Origin of the sequence: Enterococcus sp. (genome assembly GCF_022711995.1) — a bacterium.
Classification (GTDB): Bacteria; Bacillota; Bacilli; order Lactobacillales; family Enterococcaceae; genus Enterococcus_D.
Window position 1 is genome coordinate 40902 of sequence record NZ_JALAHI010000041.1, and the last position, 23942, is coordinate 64843.

Here is a 23942-nt window from a genome sequence, read left to right on the forward strand (position 1 = left end):
GAAATAAACCAAAATCTCACAAAAATTTGGAAAATAATTTTTGGAAATCCCTTCTTATTTCTTGAATCTGACCACTGTGCAACCTCTGCTTCATCTATCTGATTCCTCTTGTTTATTCTTGCTTACGAAATTCATTGGGAGAAACGTGATGGTACTGTTTGAATTTTTTATAAAAATAATCGACGTTGCTGTAGCCCACCAACTCGGCTACTTCATAGACCATTAGATTAGAATGCCGCAATATTTCCACGGCTTTTTCCATGCGCACTTCATCCAAGAATGCCAAGTAGTTTTTACCGGTCTCTTTGCGGAATTTTTTTCCTAAATAGGCGCTGTTGTAACTGAAAATCTCACCAATTTTTTTCAACGTTAAATCATCCCGATAATGCTTTTTTGTATACTGGATCAATTCAGTGATGATATCCACTTGATTGAAGCGATTGGCGACCGCCTCCTTCAATTGATGAAGTTTGTCTGTGATGACGGTTTGCAACATCGGGAAGGTTTGCGCTAGAAATATTTGTTGATGCAACGCTTCTGAATCCCAAGGAATGTCCAGTGCTACCTTTTCAATGATTTGATGATAGAGCCATTCCACATCCCCGTTGACTTGCCATTTGATGGCGTCTTCCAACGCCAATGTCTGATAAAAATTCTGCCAGTAGCCTGTCAAAAGTTCTGCGAGGGGCTGGTTGGCTAAAATTGCCTCCATTAGTGCCCCCCGCGGCGTCTGGGGTTCTGCTTGACTTTTTTCCAAGACATGATGGGAAATCACTTGATTGGGGTATAAAAAAATCAGCTTGCTTAATGTCTGGATATCCACCATCAACGGTTTTAAACTTTCCTGTGCTGCAAACCAGCGAGAGATCAAGACTTCGCGCTGCCCTAATACTTTTCGGCACCACTGATCGATCGTCTCATCTGGGAAACGTTCTTCATTTAATAATACGAGATAACAATGGTGGCGGTGGATCAGTGAGACTACTTGGCCGACTTGCTGTTGGAGTTTCTCGATCAGCAGATGAGGATCCGTCTCTTCTGCAAGACGCAATAATTTGATTGCTTGAGCGTGTTTGACCCCGGTGGAATCGCCTCCGAAAAGTTTTTCCATCAGCTGACTTTTCTGGTTTTTCTGCTGATCGCTTTTCGCTCTTTGATCAATTTTCGTTAAAATGGCAATCAGTTCTTCCTCATCGATCGGCTTTAACAAATAAGTCACTGCCCCTAACTGAAGGGCTTGTTTCGCATAATCAAAATCGGAATAGCCGGATAAAATGATCGCATAAAACGAGAATCCTTCTTCGTTGGCGGCGGCTACCATATCTAGGCCATTTTTCCCGGGCATCCGAATATCGGCAATCACTACGTCGGGTTTCAATTCACGAATCATTGCCAGTCCGGTCTCACCGTTTTCTGCCGATCCGACGATCTGATACCCATAGCTTTCCCAGTTGATGATCAACGGCAGTCCGTTGCGGATCGAAACCTCATCATCGACAATCAATACCTTACGCATCTTCTCACTCCACTTTCGTCTACTTCTCGTTTTGCTGCAAGCTGGCCCCATTTGTGCGGATCACTTCTTGATACCAATAGAAACTGTCTTTTGGAATTCTTGCTAACTGCTTCTCCTGCTGATTGTCGCGATCGACATAGACAAAGCCATAGCGTTTTTGATATCCGTTCAGCCAGCTCAACAGATCGGTGAAAGACCAAGCACAGTAGCCAATCATATCCACACCATCGGTGATCGCTTTTTGTAATTCGAGAAGGTGTTCTTGCAGATAATCGATTCGATAGGAATCATGGATCTGGCAGTCTGACAGCTGATCAAGCGCCCCTAAGCCATTTTCCGTTACAAAAATCGGCAAATCGTAGTTGGCTTGGATGCGGCGCAGTGCGACCCGAAAACCAACCGGATCGATCTCCCAACCCCAATCCGTTTTTTTCAGCATAGGATTTTCAGCTGTAGCAAACATATTTTCTTCTGGTGCCAGCGCATCAGACGTCGCTTGCATTAGGTAAGGATCGACTTTTGAAAATTCTTTTTTGGCGGTTTGCTGCTTTTGAAACTGGTTTTGCTGTGCCGTTCCCCCATGATAATAATTGATCCCCAGAAAGTCTGGTTTTGCCTGTTTCATGAGTTGCTGGTCTTCTAAAGTAACTTCCGGCGCAATTCCAAGTTTTGCTAATTGCTTGTACACGAATTTGGGGTACTGCCCCTTACAGTAAACATCCAAAAACCACGCGTTGTTGAAGGCTTCGCCATTTTCGGCAGCTAATACATCTTCTGGATCACAACTAAAAGGATACATCGGTCCATAACCAAAACTGGGTCCAATCTTTCCTTGGGGTACCATTTCATGAAACAAATGAATGGCTTTAGCATTGGCAATATTGATGATATGATTTGCGGCGTACATTCGCTTTAAGTCTTTGATTCCTGGTGGATGAGCTCCCCAGCGGTAACCGAGAGCTGTGAAGACATTTTGTTCATTCATGGTCACCCAATACGTCACTTTTTCCCCTAGTCGTTCAAATAAAATACGGCAATAATTCTCGAAAGCCTCTGCTGTTTGGCGGCTTTCCCACCCTTGGTAGCGGTCTTGTAACCCTTGAGGCAGATCCCAATGGTATAGTGTCAAAACAGGTTCAATGTCATGAGCCAGCAATTCATCCACCAGATCTTCGTAAAAGCGTAATCCAGCCTCGTTGACAGCCCCTTCTCCTTCTGGCAAAATACGTGACCAAGCCACACTAAAACGATAGGCTTTTAGTCCCATCTGTTTCATCAGTGCCACGTCTTCTTTGTAGCGATGGTAATGATCAATCGCGATTTTGCCATTGGTTTCTTCAAAAGTATTACCGGCAATTTGTGAATAGGTATCCCAGATGGATGGTCCTTTGCCATCGGCATCCCACGCGCCTTCGACTTGATAAGCGGCCGATGCAGCTCCCCACAAAAAATCTGTCGGGAAAGGATCTAATTTGCTGTGAAACATGGTTTATTATCCTCCTCAACAACCTTATTAAATCGGTTACATTTTATCGTAGCACATTCTTACTCAGAAACAACAGAATTTCGTTCCCACTTTGAAAAAAAGACTGCAGCATAAGTTGAACAAGGATTTCCCAATGACAGAGAGGTCTTGGTCGATCGCCATCTGAAAGCAATGTCCCAGGGACCTCTCTGATATCATTGGATTTATCACTTGTTTTGGCTTATGTCACAGCCCAGTTCATTAGAACAAGTAATCATTCAAACGAGATTTCACGTATTCAATATGGCTAGATTCCAACTCCACTTGGTCATGGGCCAACGCGTAATCCGTCAAGCTTTCAAGATCTTCTTGGTCTGCCACGATCTTCGCGCCGATTCCTTCGCTAAATGAGGCATAACGTTTTTCTTTCAATTCGTCAAAGAAGCGATCTTCTTTTAACTTCGCTGCGGCTTTTAATGCCCGGGCATAGGTATCCATCCCAGCAATATGCGCCAACAACAAGTCTTCCATTTCAAAAGAAGAACGGCGAACTTTAGAATCAAAGTTGATTCCTCCCGGTGCGATGCCGCCATTTTCCAACACTTCATACAAAGCAAGGGTTGAATCAAAGACGTTTGTTGGAAACTCATCCGTATCCCAGCCTAGCAGCATATCTCCTTGATTGGCATCTAGTGATCCTAGTGCATCATAACTGCGAGCAACTGCGATCTCATGTTCAAAGGTATGACCAGCCAATGTGGCATGATTGGCTTCAAGATTCAACTTGAAGTCGCCTTCCAAACCATAATGCTGAATGAAGGCCATTGTCGTTGCAGCATCAAAATCATATTGGTGCTTCGATGGTTCTTTTGGTTTAGGTTCTAATAAGAATTGCGGTTTATGACCGATTTTTTCACCGTAGGCAATCGCCATTTTAAACAGACGGGCAATATTGTCTTGTTCAAATTTCATGTCTGTGTTCAACAATGTCTCGTAGCCTTCACGACCACCCCAGAAGACATAGTTTTCGCCGCCTAATTTTTTGGAGATGTCCAGTCCTTTTTTGACTTGTGCTGCAGCAATGGCATAAACTTCGGCATTGTTCGTTGACGCAGCTCCATTGTTGAATCTAGGATGCGAAAACATATTGGCAGTATTCCATAGCAATTTGATTCCTGTTTGCTCCATCTTTTCTTTGATCAAATCGGTGATCTCATCTAGATTTTGGAAAAACTCTTCTAAAGTTTCGCCAGCTGGTGCCACATCCACATCGTGGAAACAGAAAAATTCTGCCCCTAGTTTTTCACAAATTTCAAAGAATGCCTCCACACGATTTTTGGCAGTCTCCATCTCCGTTTCACCGACCCACGTCCGTTTGTTGACTGGTGCACCGAAAGGATCTGATCCATCTTGGGTCATGGTATGCCAATACGCAATTGCAAAGCGCAAATGATCTTTCATTTTCTTGCCTAGCACGACTTCTTCTGCGTCATAGTGACGAAACGCAAACATATTCTCAGTTTGAGGACCTTCGTATTGGATTTTATCGATCGTTGGGAAATAACTCATTTTGTTTCCTCCATTTTGTAGTTTTTTAGTGTGATAAACTAACTTACTTATGAAAAATAAGTTTCGTAAAACCTGTTTTTAAGACTCACTCGGGTTGAAGAGCAGCCAGTTCCCGACACAAAGGTGCCGTTTGCGGATACACTTTTTGATAGATGGCATATACACGCTGATACTCTGCCACGTTTTCTTTCACTGGTTTGATCACTGGACCATACTTCACAAAAGCTTCTACACACGCAGCTTCATCCGGATATAACCCACTGCCGATAGCTGCTAACATGGCTGCGCCCATCCCTGGTCCTTGTTCCGTTGTTAATGTCGTGATCTCAGCATCAAAAATATCCGCTTGCATTTGCAGCCAAGCTTTATTTTTCGCACCGCCGCCAACAGAGACGATTTTGCTAAACTTGCGTTTGGCGGTTTCTTCCATGATCAGTTGCGAGTCCTTCAAAGAAAATGTGATGCCTTCTAACACGGCGCGACTGAAATGTCGACGTCGATGGTGGGTATCGATCCCGATGAAACTGCCTCGAATCGTGCTATCTGTGTAAGGTGTTCGTTCGCCAACAATATAAGGCGTAAATAAAAGGCCATCCGCTCCCGGTGAAACTTCCTCCACATCAGCAAGCAATTCGGAAAAATCGACCCCTTCAGCAAATGTATCACGATACCAGCTCAATGAATTGCCAGCAGCTAATGTGACCCCCATCGAATAGTGCTTTTTGGCAACGGCATGATGAAACACGTGCAATTTTCCTTGGTAATCAACCTCTTGTTCTTCAAAAGATAGGAATACACCGCTGGTTCCAATCGATACCATTCCAATGCCTTCATCGATGATCCCTGATCCTAATGCGGCACAGGCGTTGTCCGCACCACCGGCAAAGATTTTAACTTCTTGCTCAAAACCAAATGCTGCTTGTAATTCAGGAACCAATGTGCCCACTTCTTCCGCAGATTCAAATAGTGTTGGTAAGATCTCTGCGGGAATAGCAAACTTATTGATGATTTCTGTCGACCAGCATTTCTGCTCACTATCCAGCAATAATGTTCCTGCCGCATCCGAATAGTCCATGGAGTAAGTACCCGATAGCCATAAAGCCAAGAAATCCTTCGGTAACATCAAATGACGAACTCGCTGCCAGTTCTCCGGCTCATGTTCTTGCACCCAATAAATTTTAGGTAATGTGAAGCCTTCCAACGCAACATTTTTGGTGATAGCAAGAATCTCCGGCATTTCTTCCATGATTCGTTGGCATTGTTTCGTCGTACGCACATCATTCCATAATATTGCCGGACGAATCACCGTATTTTCTTCATCGAGTAAAACTAAGCTATGCATTTGACCTGAAAAACTGATACCAATCAACTCTTTACGCAATTCAGGGATTTTGTCGAGCAACTCAAAAATAACTGTCTGGGCCGCTTGGCGCCAATGATTCGGATCTTGCTCGCTATATCCTGGTCGTGGGGATGTCAATGGATAATCGGCGCTAGCTGTATTGATAAGCTGCCCCGATTGATCAAAAACCAACCCTTTCAAGGAACTCGTCCCTAGATCCAGTCCTAGTAAATAAGCCATATCATTCTCCTTTGCTGATAATAATTTTTTCATCGTTTACGGATATGTGATCACAATATTTAGGTTAATTTGCTTAAAAAACTAACTAATTGGATAGTAAACGACTAGCTGGTTTTTGTCAAGCGCTTTCAAACCTTTGTTTACTTTTTTTCCCCTTATACGAGTTCTATTTTAAGGAATAAAGATAAACTTGCACAATATTAATTTGCACGGTAAACTAACACTATGATAGATCAAAAAGGAGAGCGTATGATTATTAATAAAATGGGCATTCGCGAGCAGAACGAAGCTGCCGTCCTAAAAACCATCATTGATAACGAACATATTTCAAGAGCGGAAGTCTCACATCTAACGAATCTGAACAAAGCCTCTGTTTCTCAAATCATGAAAAAATTGATCGAAACCGAGTTTGTCAAAGAAGTAGGAATTGGTGATTCCACATCTATCGGTGGCCGCAAACCGATCCAACTTCAATTTGACCATCAAAGCAGCTTAGCGGTTACTTTTGATATTGGCTACAATTATGTCAACGGGATGCTTTCCTATATCAACGGCCAGAAAATTGCTACTGCAGAAAAACAAGATATCTTGATCACCAAAGACAATGTATTCACCACCATTGACTCGATCATGCAGGAATTCACTCCGCAAATGCCGTCTGCCACTCATGGTCTGGTTGGTATCTGTTTAGCGATCCATGGCATCGTCAATCAGGAAACGATCACCTTTACCCCTTATTACGATTTGGAAGGGATCGATTTGATCACCCCTCTAAGTCAAAAATACAATACCGCCGTTTATATTGAAAATGAAGCAAACTTAACAGCTTTGGGCGAATATTGTTTTTCTTCTGATTCAACCAATTTGATCAGTGTCAGTATCCATAGCGGAATCGGTGTTGGCATTATCGTAAATGGTCGTTTGCAGACAGGCACTCATGGAACCGCCGGTGAAGTCGGTCATTCTACCTTATTTCCCCACGGCAACCTCTGCCCTTGCGGAAATCGCGGCTGTTTAGAGCAATATGCTTCCAATAAAGTGTTGTTTGATACCTACAGTCACTATACAAAAAAAGACTTTGTCAATTCGGATATTTTTGCGGAAGCTGTTCATTCAGGAGAGAAGTCTGCCATTGAACTGGCAAGGCAAAATGTTGAATTTCTCAGTATTGGATTAAACAATGTCATCACCTTTTTCGATCCTGAAGAAGTCTACATCAATAGTTCAGTTTATCGGAAAATCCCTACTCTTCTTACAGAGTTGCAACAAAAATTAACCAGCCAGTTTACCCAAAATACTAAAATCAAAACTAGTCGTTTAGGCGAACAAGCTCCTCTCTTTGGGGGAAATGTTCTGGTTGCCAAACACTTCCTGAACATCGAGGACCTTCGCTTTCCGTCGATCGATCACCGGCACTAATGAAAAAACGATTTTCACATTGGCGAAAATCACTTCAAGAAATGCGTGAAAGCAAAGTCCTTCAGATAGTGCTTCTTCGCTAGCCGAAAGACTTTTTATAAACAATTCACTAGAGCGTGGGACAAAAGTAAAAAACACTTTTGTCCCACGCTCGCTATCATCATTGAACAGGAGCCTTGGCTAAGTCGCGGTTTGTCTACTCCTGATCCTTTAATCTCACTGTTTTTATTGAAAACTTTCTTTGTCCTTCCGAAACAAAAAGACCCAATAGCGTCAAGATCACGCCTATTAATTTCACAAAACTGATCGTTTCTCCCAAGATGAGAAAAGAAGCGAATAATGTCGTCACAGGAACCAAATAAATATAAAGTCCGGCAACGACAGCGCCTAGCTGTTCAACGGTATAATTCCAGAGGACAAAGCACAACGCGGAAGCACCTAAGCCAAGAAACAGTAGGTAAAACAAGTTGTCTGTTTGAAGCAATTTTTCTAATGGTAGCGAACTCTTGGTCAATACAAACAGTGGCAAAATAAAGAGAATCCCATAGAGAAAGATTGCTTTCGTCGTATCGATCACTGAGTACCCCCAACTGGCGATTTTTTTGATCAATAGGGAGTAGATCATCCACATCAAGGCAGCTGCCACGGCTAAGAAATCACCTAATGGATGAAAGGAAAGATCTCCTACAAAACTAATCAAAAAAATGCCGCTAAAAGAGAGCAAAAAGCCGATAAAGAAGGTTACTTTTAATTTTGTCTGATACACAAAAGCTGAAGCCAGACCAATGAAAAGAGGCGAAATGGAAACAATCACCGCCACATTCGATGTACTGGTATAACTTAAAGCGATGTTCTCCAAAAAGAAATAAAAACAAACTCCGGAGATGCCGGCAGCCATCAAATATAGATGCTGCCACAAACGATAATGTACGAGACTAAACTTGGAAATCACACTCAATGCCGCAAGACCAATGATGAACCGGACAAGCAATATTGCAGTGGGTGAAAAATCAATCAATAACAGCTTTGTTGCAATAAACGTCGTTGACCAGAAAAAAACCGTGATCAACGCAGTGACATGCGGATTCTTCAATAAATGATTCATTCTATACTCCTTTGATACATTCTTTGATATTGTTTCGGGGTCAGCCCAATAAAGCTTTTGAATACATTGGAGAAATGGCTTTGATCAGAAAAATGGGTCATCAACGCCACTTCTGCTACAGACTGCTGGTTTGCCAGTAGTTTCTTCGCTTCAGCGATTCGAATCGATAAGAGATACCGATAAGGGGCCATGCCGTAGTTTTTTGTAAACTGATGAATGAAAGAACTTTTTTTCAAATGGGTCAATGCCACAAGATCCGTTAAGCGAATATCTGCTGTGTAATGCTGGTGCAGATAGTGGCAAACAGCTTCTAAGCCACCATTTCGTATGGCTTCCTTCTGATACCCTTCTGCCGTGTATGTAAGCAAGTGTTCAATGAGCAAAAAAATCAATTCCTCCCGATAAAGAGAGGATTTTTTTAAACGAATGGCTTGATACAATTCCTCGACTAATTCTCCTAAGCCGTCGTTTCGTAAAATCACCTGACTGAAATAAGGCAACTCGTTTTTGCCGGTGATTTCCTTTACTGCATGGGCCATCATTTCCTTGGAAATGTTAAGGGCGTGGTAGGTGATTGACTGGTTCTCTATGCTTTGACAACTATGAGGCTGGTAGGGATTGAATAAGTTCAGATCGCCTTTTTCAAGGGTTTGGGTCTTTCCACAATACAGGCTCCTTTTTCCCTCTAACAAAACCCCCACCACATAATAATCATGAAAGTGAAGCGGAAAGCTCTTTGGATAGTTTTCTAAGGCATAGGCCTCAATTCCAAACATTTCATCATAGTGAACCTTTTTCATTCTGTACCTCCTTTTTATCTATTTAACTATTCTAGCATTGAACCCTTCGATTTCTTGTAAAATATTCCATGTTTTTTTCACTAAACTGCTTTTCTACTGGCTGCGTTGTTAAGTTCCTTCGCTTCCTCCTTCGCACCCCTGATCACAGCCTGATCAAGCACCTATCAGTCAAAAAAAAAGATGAAGGGAAAACCTCCCTTCATCTGCTTCAACTATTCTATCTGCTCTGTTTGGCTTATCCTATCGCGCATTCATGAAAGACTCATCCTTCAAAGCCATTGTTCTCAGAAACTTGTTTGAACCAGTGTCCTGATTTTTTGATTGTCCGCTGCCGATCATTTTCCAAGTCAACGGAGATAAAGCCGTAGCGGTTTTTGTAGGCATTTGTCCACGACCAGTTGTCCATGCAGGTCCACATATGATAGCCTAGACAATTGGCGCCTTCTTGAATTGCTTGATGAACATATTTCAAATGTTCAGAAACAAATTCAATCCGATAATCATCATGGATCATCCCATCTTCACCTAAGAAACGCTGCTCATTTTCAACTCCCATGCCATTTTCCGAGATAAAGCAAGGCAGGTTGCCATAGTTATCGCGAAGGTTGATCAATAGATCGTAAATACCTTTTTCATAGATTTCCCATCCACGATAAGGATTCATTTTTTTCCCTGGCATATCATACACATCAAAATAATTTTCCGGCATCGGCGTAGCTGTAGAATCGACCGGTGTTTCTTTCGCCTTGATTCGCCGTGGCTGATAATAGTTGACTCCCAACAAATCGACGGTGTTGTTTTTGATGATGTCCAGATCATCCCCTTGCATCTTAGGTACCATGTCTAATTCTTTCACGATTTTCACCAGTTCTTCTGGGAAAATTCCTTTGACCGCAGGATCAAGAAACGACCGATTGAAGAAGGCATCGGCGATTTCTGCTGCCCGAACATCTTCTGGATTATTGCTGTCTCGCGGATAACTTGGAGTCAGATTAAGGATAATCCCGATTTGCCCGGTTTGTCCGCTTTCATGGTAAGCTTTGATCGCCAAAGCGGAAGCCAATGCTTCATTGAATCCAACTTGAACAGCCTGCTTCATATTGCTTTTTTCTGGATAATGCAGCTGATACAAATAACCCGCCTCAACAGGAACGATCGGCTCATTATGAGTAAACCATTTTTTGACTTTTGCACCAAACAATTCGAAACATTGTTTGGCATATTCTGCATACGCATCTACCGTTTCACGAGCTAACCAACCACCCTTTTCTTGCAACGCCATCGGCATATCAAAATGGTAGAGGTTAATAAAAGGCTCGATGCCGTTGTTAATCAATTCATCAAAATAATCATTGTAAAAAGCAACTGCTTGGGGATTGACTGCCCCTGTTCCATCAGGAATCAACCGACTCCATTGAATCGAAGTCCGAAAAGAGTTATGGCCGGTTTGAACCATCAATTGGACATCCTCTTTGTATTTAAGATAAACTTCCGATGCTTTGTCAGGACCTACTTGGTTAAAAAATTTTTCGGGTTCTTTGGCATACCAGTAGTCAAAAATATTTTCGCCTTTGCCGTCTCCGGCTACCCGTCCTTCTGTCTGCGGGCCGCTGGCTGCGGAACCCCACCAAAAATTTTCTGGAAATTGAACCTTCATGTTTCTGCTCCCTCCGCTAATCCTAGTAGTTGATTTTCCATTAAGACCACTTGCTTTTCAGTGGCCGTGTTTCCCATTTTGATTCGTTCTAAGACAAGTTCTGCAGCTTTTTCCCCCATTTTTTCTGCTGGCGGATTCACAGTGATTTGCGGCAACAAGCTCTGTTCTGCTTCAGAAAGATAATCATAATGACCAAAAGCGATATCTTTACCAATGCGCAATCCTTTTTGATTGAAGCATTCCAAGGCCCCAACTGACATGTTGTAGTTGCTGACAAAAATCGCAGTTGCTCCCCACGCGATTAATTCTTCGGTACCTCGATAACCGCTTTGCCTTGTGTAGTCCCCCACCACGATCTTCATTTCTGCGTCACTGTTTGCCATAGCTGCTTGTGCGCCAGACAGCCGTTCTCCCGCCGTATAATCCGATTCTGGTGCAGAAAGATAACCGATTTTTTTGTGTCCAGCTGCTAAGTAATGGTTGATGACGTCAAACACACTTTGACGGTCGTTCAATAAGAGCACATCGGCGACATTGGCAATATCTGGACTATTCAAAGATACGATTGGCACATGAATATGTGTGAGTTTCATGATATCTGAGCATTCTTCACCAGACAAGAAAACAATGACGCCATCGACAGCATGTTTCAGCAAGTATTCTACTTTTTCTTCATTCTTTTTAGGACTATTCGAAAATCCACTAAGCAACAAACTATAGCCATTCTCCTCGGCAACCTTTTCGATTCCAGAAACAACTTCAGAACCAAAGCGACTCGAGATACTATTCATCAAAAGGCCTAATGAAAAGCTGCGGTTATTTTTCAGACCCTTAGCAATAATATTCTCCTTATAATCTAAAGTTTCAATGGCAGAAGCAATTTTTTCCATATTCGATTGCTTCAGTTGCTGTCCATTCAAATAGCGTGACACAGTTCCTACCGAAACACCTGCTAATTGCGCGACATCTCTTATTGACGCCATCCTAATCTACTCCTACTAATCGAGATCGATTTCTTTTGCAAGATCTCCAATCATGATTTTTGCTTTTTTGACGTGATGCCAACGATCATCTGCACCCATGTATTGGAAATCATCAGATGATAAAGTGAATACAATTGTTTTTTCTTCTTGAGGCTCCAACGTTACTTTGCAAAAGTCTTTAAGCATCTTAGTTCGTTGGATGACTGAACCCCCGAGCAATTTAATAAACAAAAGTGTACTTACTTTGCCGGCAAAACTTCCTCTATTTCTAACTTTAACGGATACTTGAAGTTTGTCAACATTCCTTTGATAAGCAAGTTCAGAGTAAGTAAATATCGTATAGCTTAATCCTTCACCAAACTCGTGGAGAGGGCTTCCAGACAAATCATAATAATCCTCTTGTTTGGATGCATCTCGTTGATAATAATAGACAGGAAGTTGAGAACTGTTTCTTGGATAAGTGATCCCTAATCTCCCACTTGGATTATTTTCTCCAATTAAAGTTTTAGCAATTGCCTGTCCACCTTCTTGGCCAGGAAACCAGCCAACAAGGACTGCATCTGAACATTCCTCCACAAACGTTATATCATAGGGACGTCCTTGAATGAGGATTGTCACGATAGTTTTTTGTAATGCGGCTAATTTTCTTAGTAATAGCTCTTGCTTTCCTCCCAATGAAAGAGAGGCGACATCAACATTTTCCCCAGAATCCATATTAATTCCCTTTGATGTGACCGCGCCATTTTGTAAAAATTCCATATCAAAATTTCGAGCACTAGACCCACCCAAAACAGTCAGAATAATGTCTGCTTCCTGTGCTATTTTCACTGCTTCTTCAATTTTTAGTTCTTGGTGTTCTTCATTTCTGACTTCACAACCTTCGGCATAGACAATTTCCGCATCGCTCATTGTATCTTTTAGTGCTTGCAAAATGGTTTTCTGTTGCTGGTCTCTCGTTTGAGGAGCAGAGTAATCTCCTAGTAGATGATAAATATTTTTGGCATTAGGACCTATGACTGCAATTTTTTTACCACTAGGAGTCAATGGTAAAATGCCATTATTTTTCAAAAGTACCAAACTCTCCTTGGCAACTTCCTCATTCATTCTTTTTGATTCCTCTACTAGATGGCTTGGATCAGTGGGTTGAATGAAGGGATTTTCAAATAATCCTAACAGAAACTTTATCGCTAATACACGACTAACCGCATGATCTAAAACTTTTTCATCAATGGTTCCATTGGCTACGCCTGCTTCGATTTTAGTATACGTATCATCCCACAAACTTAAATCTACACCGGCCATTAGCGCTTGTCCAGCTGCTTCTATCTGATCTTGATAAACATCACTCAATCGGTCTAATGCAATTCCATCAGCCATAACCAATCCTTGAAAGCCGCTTTCGTTGCGTAAGTGTTGCTCTAATAATGGTTGATTTACATGACATGGCACACCATCGATATCATTGTAGGCCGCCATGACTCCTACCGCATTTCGAGCACTTTTTAAAAGTGGCATGTATACATCCGCAAATTCCCTTCTGCCAATCGGAACCGTTCCTGAATTATGACCACCTAATGCGTCTCCTTGAGCAATACAATGCTTCAATACAACGCCTATTTGTTCTGGACCTTTTTTTATATCCGAAACACGTTGATCTAAGAAATGGACCTCATCTGAGATCAAGTTTCCTTGAAATCCCTTAATCACAGCCTCACTCATTCGAGCACTCAATAGCGGATCTTCACCAAAACATTCTTCTGATCTGCCCCATCTTGGATCTTTTGCTAGATCAAGCGTTGACACTAATGCGATATGAACACCTTTTGCCGCCAATTCTTTCGCCATCAAGTGACTTGTTTTTTCAATCAACTCCGTATTGAAGGTACTTCCACGACCGATATTTGTTGGATAAGAAATACTATCGAGTGCTTGATGCCCGTGAGGACATTCTTCAACGATCAATGCAGGTATTCCCCATCTTGAGTGACTGATCACGTATTCTTGAATTTGATTGGCCACTTTCCAGCTTTCCTGTACGGGGATTCCATTGTTATAATCAACTTTCGACCACGGATCTGCACGAAACAACCCGTAAAGTGCCCCTAGTCCTTTCCCCCATTGAACATGTTCTTTGAAGGCTTTTGTCAATTCAATTTTCCCCTTTTGATATTCATAACAATCCCACCCGTATAAGTGTTGATTCACTTGTCCGACTTTTTCACTCAAACTTAAACGACTAACAAGATCGGCAACTCGTTGTCGTATCGTTAGATTCGGATCTTGATACGGATATTTTTTATCCAAGTTGATTCACTCCTTCTCGTCTCGCTTTGTTTGCAGCTAAAACAAATGGGACAAATAAAAAGACATCTAATACGATTAATATGACTGTAAGAATCGCTGCCTTAATATCACCACCCGTAGCAATAAAGGATTGTATCACAGGTGGAGTAATCCATGGTGCTGCTGCCACTGTTTTTCCAATGAGTCCTATACTTGTTGCAAAATAAGCAATAATCAGATTGATTGAAGGAATCAACGCACATGGAATCATATAAATCGGATTCATTACAACAGGTAATCCAAACATAATAGGTTCTGTAATATTAAATAAGCAAGTTGTTAAACCGAATTTGGCAATTTGTCGTTGCTCTTGCCTTTTTGAGACCCAAAGTATCGCGATTACCAATGGTAAAATACAGCCGCCCCCGCCAATCAGCCCAAAAGCATTGGTAAAAGGTTCTGTAATAATATTAGGTATCTCTTTTCCTGCAGAAAACGCATCCATATTTTCCTGAATCGACTGCAATAAGGGTGCTTGCCTAATCGGTGCTAAGATGCTAGAACCATGCATTCCAAATACCCAAAGAAAATCAGAGAAAAACTGCAAGAATAAGATACCGGGAACGGATAAAACAAATGCTTTCAGTGGTGTTTGAATAATTAGTTCAATCAAACTAGGAAAATCTAAACCAGCCAATCTGTTCAGTGCAAAAACAAAAATCGCAAAAATTAAAATGACAGCTGATTCCGGAATCAATGAATTAAATGAGGTTGCTACTGCTGGTGGTACCCCATCAGGCATTTTTATTTTGATTCGTTTGATTTTAGCCAACTTCATAAATAACTCTGTTCCAATTAGGGAGGCAATCATTGCTGTAGCTAAACCAGATGATGAGGTTAAACTTTGCATAAATACGCCAGTTGCTTCAGCGGTACTACCATCTGTCAACGTCACCATACTTTTAACTGGCATCAAAATGAATAAAAGTGCAATACTCAAAACGCCGGCATGGACTGCACTAAACGCAGGATCATCCATCTCTCCAGAACGAATATAATGATTCGCCAAGTTCCAACCGATATTATAACAAACAACTATTGATAAAATACTCATCGTACCATTATTTACAATCACAGCTAAATCGGCTAATGGACTTAAATCAATAAATTGTTGAACTGTTGCATTCGAAAAGATCAAAGCATTTAATAAGACCATGATCGATGCAGCCATCACTAAAGGCATGGTAATGATAAAGCTGTCGCGGATGGCTAGTAGATGACGTTGACTATTCATTTTTGAAACGATTGGTAATAGTTTTTCAGATAATTTGTCTACAAAACTCATAGGTACATCTCCTTAGGTTTGAAATTGAACCGGTTCAATTTCAAACTATAGCACGTTTTTCCAAAATTGCAATCTTTTTTTGGATGCGTATTCATTTTCAGTGACACTAAATTTCACTAAAATCGAAAAAGATGAATGGTTTGTATGGCGCTCCAAGAGCTATGAAAAACCATTCATCTTGAGTGAGCCAAGCGATTTCTCGCTTATCCAAGTAATTGATTGGCTAGTAAAAATTCTTTGACTCCAGTTAAATCGGCAAAGCGTTGGGCTTGCTGAATCAGCGCTTCTTTATCGATGATTGGCTAGCAATGGATAGCCACCTTTTCTTGTTGGCAAATCAGTCACATCATCTTCCACTAAGAATACCTTGGACTCGCTAGTTTTTCAAAATTTCCGCCCATTCATACAAAAAGCAGGAGCTATGACAAAAATCTTGTCATAGCTCCTTTTTCCGAATAAACGGTTAAAAGTAATTTCTTGAAGCTGACCACTGGGCAACCTCTGCTTTTTCTTGATTGAGAGGCATCAGGCATCTCGATGGTCTCTTAAACGATAGCCCACTCCGATCTCGGTGATCAGATATTCTGGACTGATGGTGTTGGTCTCGATTTTTTTCCGGATATTTGACATATTGACTCGCAGCACTTGCGGATCGGTGCCATAAGGCCCCCAAACTTCCGTCGCTAACATTTGATAGGTCACGACTTTGCCTAGCTGTTGAAATAAAACCGTTAGAATGCGGTATTCATTTTTCGTTAAATGGATCTCTTCTCCGGACTTAGTCAATAGTTGTCTTTCAGTATCAAGAGTCAGTTCCCCGTTTTCGATCACTAAAGGCATGGGTTCTTGCTTGCGATGCCTAAATGCCGTCCGGATTCTGGCAAGCAATTCGTTCATCCCAAAAGGTTTGGTCACATAATCATCCGCCCCCAAATCCAATGCTTTGACCTTCTCGCCTTCATTGCTGCGGGCTGAAATCACGATCAATGGTACCGCCATGCGTTTGCGAATGATCTTTAATAACTCCATTCCATCAATGTCGGGTAACCCGAGGTCAAGCAAAATCAAGTCAAAGGATTGTTCCTGAAAAATCGTCAGCGCAGCCATTCCCGTTTCTGCCACGCGAATCTGATACCTTTCTTTTTCTAAAACGACTCCCATAAAATCAGCGATCGTCGGGTCGTCTTCAATCAACAAGACTATTCTTCCCATAATGTCCCCTCCTTCACTTCAAATAAATCCGGACAACGGTTTGGCCCTCTGCCACAGTCATTTCCAATTTGCCATGATGGGCATGAACAATTGTTTTGACGATGCTTAGGCCGATGCCGAGACCGTTTTTTGAGTCTACCGGTACTTCATTGTCTGAAGACAGATTGGATTGGATTCGTTCAAACTGTTTCATAGCTATTTCACCGATATTTTTGATTTCACAGACTGTTTGGGAATCCTCTTGAAACACGGACAAATAGACTTTTCCTGTAGCGGAACCATGACGAAAGGCATTTTCCACTAAATTAAAAATCGCCTGCTCCATCAAGATCGGATCTACTTCTACGAAGAGGACCGACTCTGGCAGTTGAACGATCAACTCTTTGTCTGGATAGACTTTCTTGGCATGTTCATAGACCGCTCCAATGATCTCTTCGATTGGCTCGGCGGTTTTCTTGACTTGCATGGTGTCCATATTGATACGAGTAATCGAAAGCAGATTCTCCACCATGCGGATCAGCCATTGGGACTCACTTTGGATGTCAGTCAATAACTTGCTGCGGGTCGCTTCTTTTAAGGAATCATTGGTTTGCAACAGAGTTTCCGCAATTCCAGAGATGGCTGTCAAAGGGGTTCGTAAATCGTGTGAGACGGCTCGCAGCAAATTGCTGCGGACTTTTTCCCGTTCGTTCTCTAATTCGATTTTTTCCTTTTCATCCTTTAGTTCTGTTTGTTCTAAGATCACCGCCAGCTGGGTCAACACTAGGCGGAGGTAGTTTAGTTGGCTGTTTTCAAGGGGGAAGGTCCGACTTCTTTGAATTCCTAAAACAGCTAACGTTTTGCCATTGGCAATAATCGGCAAATAGAATCCCTTGGCACCACTCAATGTGTCGGTCCCATAGCCAGACTCTTTTTGATTTTTGGCCGACCAGTAGGCTACCGCTGCTTCTTCCGGATTGCTCAATGCGGATTGTTTTTTTGTATATTTTGTACAATAGTGGCTTTGTTTTTGCGCCTGAGCATCGTATAAAATCACTTCACGATCCAACAAGCGGCCTAGATAGGTAGCGGATAAATCAAAAATCTGTTGCCGGTCTTCTGCTAGGACAAACTGTTTGTTCAACTCATAAAGTATCTCCATTTGCTGTTCTTTTTCCATCGAATGGACCGCTTGTTTTTTCAAGCGAACCATCAGATTACTGATCATCAGTGCGACAAGCAACATGATCACTAGTGTAATCGGATAGCCTTGCTTATAGACGGTTAGCGAATATAAGGGTTCGACAAAGAACCAGTTAAAAGCTAAGACACTCAATATCGAGGAAAGAGCACTCCAGAAATACCCTGAGGTCAAACGCGCTACCAGTAAAATAAAAAAGATGTAGACCAGCATCAAATTCTGATCGCCAAAATGCAAATACTGCATCATTTCGGTCGTCAAAGTGGCTAAAAAAACACTGATCAGCGCTATCGCCAGATCCTTTCCCCCGCCTTCGATGACTTTCTTGGAAAGAGAAAAAATCGAGGCTCGCTCTTCCTTGTAAGGAATCAAGTGGATCTCCGTGTCTGGCAGACGTTTCAAGAGCCGAACATCAAGTTCTTCCATAAACAGTTTTTCATACCATGGCTTGGCCAGGTTTTTACCCATGATGATATCGGTGGCTCCCACCAGCTTGGCATACTCAATGATGGTTTCAAAATAATTGTCTTCTTCAATGACAACGACTTCTGCGCCTAATTTTTCGGCTAGTGCCGTTGCTTCATTTTTTTCTTGCGAACGTATGTAAAGCACAGTCCATTCCGCACCTAAACCTTGGGCTAATCGCGCGGTCCACCGAATACTTTTTTCGGCCATTTTAGGAAATGCATCTTGGACAATTGTGATCAGTTTGCTCTGGATGCCATTGGTTCGGCCACTGATTCGATTGATGTGGTCCGAAGCCCGCTGAATCGCCAGCCCTCGTAACTGCTCTAATTTTTTAGGAATAAAAAAATGCTGCAGTGCTCGCTTGGCATTTTCGTTGGCATAAATTTTTCCTTGCGCCAACCGATCAATCAACTCATCTGGCTCGACATCGATCACTTTTAATGTTGCTTGCTGAAAGAATGTATCTGGGACCGTCTCTTTGACTTCGATCCCAGTGACTTCTTCTACAATATCATTCAAGCTTTCAATGTGTTGCACATTGACCGTGGTATGCACATCAATACCGGCATTCAAAAGCTCTTCGATGTCTTGATACCTCTTGCGGTTTCTTGAACCTTCGGCATTCGTATGGGCCAACTCATCGATCAAGACAATCTCTGGCTGTTGCTGAATGATGGCATCGATATCCGGCTCAGACAATGTGATCCCTTTGTACTGGATTTTTTTCAAGGCAATCTTTCGCAAACCAACCAACAGACTGTTGGTATCCGGACGATCATGAGGTTCGATGTAGCCTATCACTACCTCTTTGCCGAGGGCTTTTAGTTCCTGTGCTTCCAAAAGCATCGCATAGGTTTTTCCTACTCCGGCAGCAAAGCCAAAATAGACACGCAAACGGCCTTTTTTGCGACTGCCCATTTTCAATGTATCAAAGGGTGTTGGTCTATCCATTTTTGCTGCTCCCATCCAAAAATCTCTTACAGTTTATCTAATGCTACATTCAGTTCTAGCACATTGACAAAGGACCGATCAGAAAACCAATCTTTTTGGGTCTTTTCTTTTATTATAGCACGAATGGTTGTTTCCTTACGATTGCGCTCCTTGGCGATACGTGAGACTTGGGCTTCTGCCGCTGCGACACTTATGTGAGGATCTACTCCACTGGCTGAGGCTGTCACCAGATCAATCGGTACTTCATTGATTTGATTTTCCTTTTGTAATGCGGCGCTTCTCTCTGACACCAATGCCTGTTGCTCTGCTGAAACCGGCGACAATTGGGAGACCGCATCGCTTCTGCCGGCAAAGTAGCCGGGTTGACGGAAGGATTGACCAATCAGTGTCGAACCGATCACTTTTCCATCTACAACTTGTTGGCTCCCGTTTGCTTGGTTGGAAAAGAGCAATTGACCGACACCAGTGATCACCACCGTATACAATCCGCCAAAAACTAAAATACTCATCACCAAGAAACGCAATTGGCTCCCTAAAATCTTTTTCATTTCTGCATCCTTCTTTCAATTTGTTCATAGTAGGAAAAAGCTCAATACGATATCGATCAATTTGATAAAAATAAAGGGTGCGATCAATCCGCCTAGCCCATAAACCAGTAAATTGTGGCGCAAGATTTGACTCGCTGGTTTTTCTTTGTATTTGACCCCTTTGAGGGCTAATGGAATCAAAGCGACGATAATGACCGCATTATAGATCACCGCGGACAAGATGGCTGTCAGCGGACTGCCTAATTGCATGACGTTCAACTGTGCCAGTTCCGGATAGATACCATAAAAAAGCACAGGGATCACGGCGAAATATTTCGCCACATCATTGGCAATACTGAATGTCGTCAATGCGCCACGGGTCATCAACAGCTGTTTACCGATTCGCACGACTTGCAGCAATTTGGTTGGACTGGAATCCAGGTCGATCATATTTCCAGCCTCTTTGGCAGCCTGTGTGCCGGTATTCATAGCCATTGCCACATCCGCTTGGGCCAATGCCGGTGCATCGTTGGTTCCGTCGCCGGTCATGGCAACTAAGTGTCCTTTTTCTTGATACTGCCGAATCAATTCCATTTTATTTTCCGGCGTTGCTTCAGCAAGAAAATCATCGACTCCCGCTTCTGCTGCAATCGCTGCAGCCGTCAGCGGATTGTCTCCTGTGATCATGATAGTTTTGATGCCCATTTTCCGCATATCAGCAAAGTTTTCTTGTACGCCATTTTTGACGATATCTTTCAGATAGATGACCCCCATGACTTGGTCATTTTTGACCACAACCAGCGGAGTTCCACCAGATTGCGCCACTTTGGCGACGATTTGATCACATTCTGCCGGATAGGTTCCGCCCCGAGCCAGCACATATTTCTTGATGGTCTCCGCCGCCCCTTTACGAATCTGGTCTCCCCGATAATCCATGCCGCTCATCCGTGTCTTGGCACTAAAATCGATGAATTTCACTTCTGATTGTTCAAAAGCTCGTTCTCGAATCCCAAATTTTTCTTTTGCTAAAATGACAATACTGCGGCCTTCTGCGGTTTCATCCGCTAAAGAGGAAAGCTGCGCGGCATCTGCCAATTGCTCTTCACTGATACCGGCTATCGGTAGAAAGGCGCTAGCGCGACGATTTCCTAGTGTAATGGTTCCGGTTTTATCCAATAATAAAATATCGACATCGCCAGCCGCTTCGATGGCACGGCCACTCATGGCAATGACATTTTCTTTCGTCAAGCGACTCATTCCCGCAATCCCGATCGAAGAAATCAGAGCGCCGATAGTTGTAGGAGCAAGACAGACGAGCAATGCAATGACTACAATACTGGAAATGGCGGTGCCTTTTTGCGAAAGCATACTACTTAATTCGGTAAATGGCACCAATGTCACGGCAACGGCTAAAAAGATGATCGTCAATGTGATCAGAAAAATCTGCAGCCCAATTTCATTGGGGGTCTTTTTCCGCTGTGTGCCCTCTACCATCGCGATCATTTTGTCCAAAAACGAATGACCATTTTCCGACGTTACTCGAATGACCAAGTAATCAGAAACCACCGTCGTCCCGCCAGTGACCGCACTGCGATCCCCACCTGACTCTCGAATCACCGGCGCCGATTCTCCTGTAATGGCACTTTCATCTACCGATGCTGCCCCTTCGATGACATCGCCGTCTGCCGGAATCTGTTGTCCGGAAACGACATAGACTAAGTCACCTTTTTTCAAATCCGAAGATTTTACTTCGATAAACTGTTCTTCTTGGATATCTTTTAAATCATTGATCTTGTACGTCATCACATCTTTTTTGGCTTGTTTCAAGCTATCCGCCTGTGCTTTTCCACGACCTTCTGCTACTGCTTCGGCAAAGTTTGCAAAAAGCAACGTGAGCCAAAGCAAGCTGGTGATAGTAACCGTAAACCAGAGGGGAATCTCTGATGGTTGAAAGCAAAGCACCGTCGCTGTGATGGCACCTACATAAACGACAAACATCACTGGATTTTTTATTTGTTGCCGCGGATCTAGTTTGAGAAAGGCTTGCTTGATTGCCCAGCGATACATCTTTTTCATTTTATTCTGCTCCTTTTTAGTTCATCGTAAGAAAATCTGCGATTGGCCCTAATGCCAATGCAGGGAGAAAACTTAATGCTCCAATCACCAAAATCACGATCATCAACATCGTGATGAACGTCGGATTGACGGTCGAAAGCGTGCCGTCATTGACAGCAACTTTCTTTTTACGTCCCATGTTTTCAGCCAAAAATAAAATGGCGACGATGGGAATATAGCGAGAAAAAAGCATCAGTCCGCTACCTAAGACATTCAAGAATGGGGTATCTGCTAACAGCCCATTAAATGCACTGCCGTTGTTGTTCGCCAACGAGGTTGCTCCATATAGCAGCTCGCTAAATCCGTGAGCCCCTTTGTTGGTCAACCATTCTAGGATATCCGGATGCATCGCAAGCGCCATCGCCCCAAACAGTGTCAGCAGAAGCGGCGTCAAAATCACTAAACTGGCCATTTTGATGTCAAAGGCTTCGATTTTCTTGCCTAAGTATTCTGGCGTCCGTCCAACAAGCAGTCCGGCAATGAACACTGCCAAAAGCAGAAATGCTAACATTCCATAAAGTCCGCTACCGACACCACCAAAAATGATTTCTCCTAACTGCATAAGAAACATCGGCAAAACGCCACCTAATGGGGTAAAGCTATCCAGCATCGCATTGACTGACCCATTGGAAGCCGCCGTGGTACTGACAGCCCACAAACTTGACCAACCAATTCCAAAACGCATTTCCTTGCCTTCCAGATTCGCTGAACCAACGACATTGTTAAAAATCGGTCCATAGTTTTCACTGATCAATACGCCTAAGAAAGCCGCAAACAGAAAGAACAGCGAAACAAATAAAATTGTTCGTCCTTGTTTCCAGTCTTTTACCCAAAAGCCAAAAGCGAAAATCAATGCCGCTGGCAAGAGGAGAATGGCTAAATTCTCGATAAAGTTTGAAAAAATCGTCGGATTCTCAAATGGATGGGCCGAATTCGCTCCAAAAAAGCCACCGCCATTTGTTCCTAACTGTTTGATCGCCACTTGACTGGCAACCGGCCCTAAATACAGCCACAGCTTTTCTCCTTCCAAACTGTGGTAAGGGATTCCGCTGCTGAAAGTTTGAACGACCCCTTGAGAAACCAACAAGATCGCAGTGATCATTGATAGCGGCAAAAGGATATACAGCAAGCCACGAACCATGTCTTGCCAGAAATTGCCTAAACAAGATTCTTTTTTCTGAACCAATCCGCGAATGAAAGCACAAAGAACAGCTAAGCCAACCGCTGCTGATAGGAAATTTTGTACCGTCAATCCAAACATTTGAGTGCTGTTGGCCAACGCCAATTCACCAGAATACGCTTGCCAGTTCGTATTGGTGACAAAGCTGACAGCTGTATTGAGGGCTAAATCAAAAGACAGATTATCTACCTTTGCGCCTCCCGGCAGCCAACCTTGTACCATTAAAAGTCCCGTCAAAAATACGAGAGAAAAGATTCCCAGTCCTAACACGCTGACCAAATACCGTTTCGCAGACATTTTTCGTTGACTTTCAGAACCAATCACTCGATAAAAACCTTGCTCGATTGGTTGAACAAAGCGGACAAAACGCGGAGTCTCTCCTGTCATGATCCGCTTGATATACCAGCCTAAGGGGGCCGCTAAAATCAGTAAAACAAAAAAGAAAAATAGTCCTTGAAAAACCGAGCTCATCATAACTCTTCCCCCTTGAATAGAAACCAAAATAGATAAAGCAGTAATCCAAAACTCAAAATACCTAGTAGTAACATCTTCTTCCTCTCCTTTGATCTTATCTTAGAAAAAAAG

Annotated in this window: 15 protein-coding genes and 1 pseudogene; 1 reads left to right on the forward strand and 15 read right to left on the reverse strand. The window is 42.7% G+C overall.

Features of this window, described 5'->3' with window-relative positions:
* Window positions 1-112: 112 nt before the first annotated feature.
* The 4 genes from Q0A12_RS03940 to xylB form a co-directional block, all read right to left on the reverse strand.
* Window positions 113-1516: a response regulator gene (locus tag Q0A12_RS03940; RefSeq protein WP_291291374.1), complete on the reverse strand. Its 1404-nt coding sequence runs from the start codon at window positions 1514-1516 to the stop codon at window positions 113-115.
* A 19-nt stretch (window positions 1517-1535) separates the two neighbouring features.
* On the reverse strand, window positions 1536-3002 hold the full coding sequence (locus tag Q0A12_RS03945; protein ID WP_291291375.1) for a glycoside hydrolase family 1 protein: 1467 nt from the start codon (window positions 3000-3002) through the stop codon (window positions 1536-1538).
* 240 nt (window positions 3003-3242) lie between these two features.
* Window positions 3243-4550, reverse strand: a complete 1308-nt coding sequence (gene xylA / locus Q0A12_RS03950; protein ID WP_291291376.1) for a xylose isomerase — start codon at window positions 4548-4550, stop codon at window positions 3243-3245.
* An 85-nt stretch (window positions 4551-4635) separates the two neighbouring features.
* Window positions 4636-6132 carry a xylulokinase gene (gene xylB, locus Q0A12_RS03955; RefSeq protein ID WP_291291377.1) on the reverse strand — a complete coding sequence of 499 codons (1497 nt, stop codon included), beginning with the start codon at window positions 6130-6132 and terminating at the stop codon, window positions 4636-4638.
* A gap of 249 nt (window positions 6133-6381) precedes the next feature.
* On the opposite strand from xylB, the gene Q0A12_RS03960 reads away from it, so the two are divergent.
* The gene (locus Q0A12_RS03960; protein WP_060814390.1) at window positions 6382-7551 is read left to right on the forward strand and encodes an ROK family transcriptional regulator; all 1170 of its coding nucleotides are present in this window, start codon (window positions 6382-6384) and stop codon (window positions 7549-7551) included.
* A 196-nt stretch (window positions 7552-7747) separates the two neighbouring features.
* On the opposite strand, the gene Q0A12_RS03965 is transcribed toward Q0A12_RS03960, so the two are convergent.
* The 11 genes and pseudogenes from Q0A12_RS03965 to kdpA form a co-directional block, all read right to left on the reverse strand.
* A complete protein-coding gene (locus Q0A12_RS03965) occupies window positions 7748-8656 on the reverse strand; it encodes a DMT family transporter (RefSeq protein WP_291291378.1) in 909 nt (302 codons plus the stop codon).
* The gene (locus Q0A12_RS03970) at window positions 8653-9456 is read right to left on the reverse strand and encodes an AraC family transcriptional regulator (protein WP_291291379.1); all 804 of its coding nucleotides are present in this window, start codon (window positions 9454-9456) and stop codon (window positions 8653-8655) included. Before Q0A12_RS03970 ends, Q0A12_RS03965 begins: the two co-directional genes overlap by 4 nt.
* 262 nt (window positions 9457-9718) lie before the next feature.
* Window positions 9719-11113, reverse strand: coding sequence for a glycoside hydrolase family 1 protein (locus Q0A12_RS03975; protein WP_291291380.1), 1395 nt, complete (start codon window positions 11111-11113; stop codon window positions 9719-9721).
* Window positions 11110-12096, reverse strand: coding sequence for a LacI family DNA-binding transcriptional regulator (locus tag Q0A12_RS03980; RefSeq protein WP_291291381.1), 987 nt, complete (start codon window positions 12094-12096; stop codon window positions 11110-11112). The genes Q0A12_RS03975 and Q0A12_RS03980 overlap by 4 nt, the downstream gene beginning before the upstream one ends.
* A 15-nt stretch (window positions 12097-12111) precedes the next feature.
* The gene (locus tag Q0A12_RS03985) at window positions 12112-14400 is read right to left on the reverse strand and encodes a glycoside hydrolase family 3 N-terminal domain-containing protein (protein ID WP_291291382.1); all 2289 of its coding nucleotides are present in this window, start codon (window positions 14398-14400) and stop codon (window positions 12112-12114) included.
* The gene (locus tag Q0A12_RS03990; RefSeq protein ID WP_291291383.1) at window positions 14393-15724 is read right to left on the reverse strand and encodes a PTS transporter subunit EIIC; all 1332 of its coding nucleotides are present in this window, start codon (window positions 15722-15724) and stop codon (window positions 14393-14395) included. Before Q0A12_RS03990 ends, Q0A12_RS03985 begins: the two co-directional genes overlap by 8 nt.
* Window positions 15725-16249: 525 nt before the next feature.
* Window positions 16250-16936, reverse strand: a complete 687-nt coding sequence (locus Q0A12_RS03995; protein ID WP_291291384.1) for a response regulator transcription factor — start codon at window positions 16934-16936, stop codon at window positions 16250-16252.
* A 13-nt stretch (window positions 16937-16949) separates the two neighbouring features.
* Complete coding sequence (locus Q0A12_RS04000; protein WP_291291385.1) at window positions 16950-19535, reverse strand: sensor histidine kinase KdpD; 2586 nt, start codon at window positions 19533-19535, stop codon at window positions 16950-16952.
* Window positions 19536-19561: 26 nt separating this feature from the next.
* Window positions 19562-20083, reverse strand: a complete 522-nt coding sequence (locus tag Q0A12_RS04005; protein ID WP_291291386.1) for a potassium-transporting ATPase subunit C — start codon at window positions 20081-20083, stop codon at window positions 19562-19564.
* Window positions 20084-20107: 24 nt separating this feature from the next.
* Window positions 20108-22147 (reverse strand): annotated as a pseudogene (gene kdpB / locus Q0A12_RS04010) (potassium-transporting ATPase subunit KdpB); the annotation flags it as partial.
* Between the two features lie 7 nt (window positions 22148-22154).
* On the reverse strand, window positions 22155-23828 hold the full coding sequence (kdpA, locus tag Q0A12_RS04015; RefSeq protein ID WP_291291409.1) for a potassium-transporting ATPase subunit KdpA: 1674 nt from the start codon (window positions 23826-23828) through the stop codon (window positions 22155-22157).
* Between the last annotated feature and the right edge of the window lie 114 nt (window positions 23829-23942).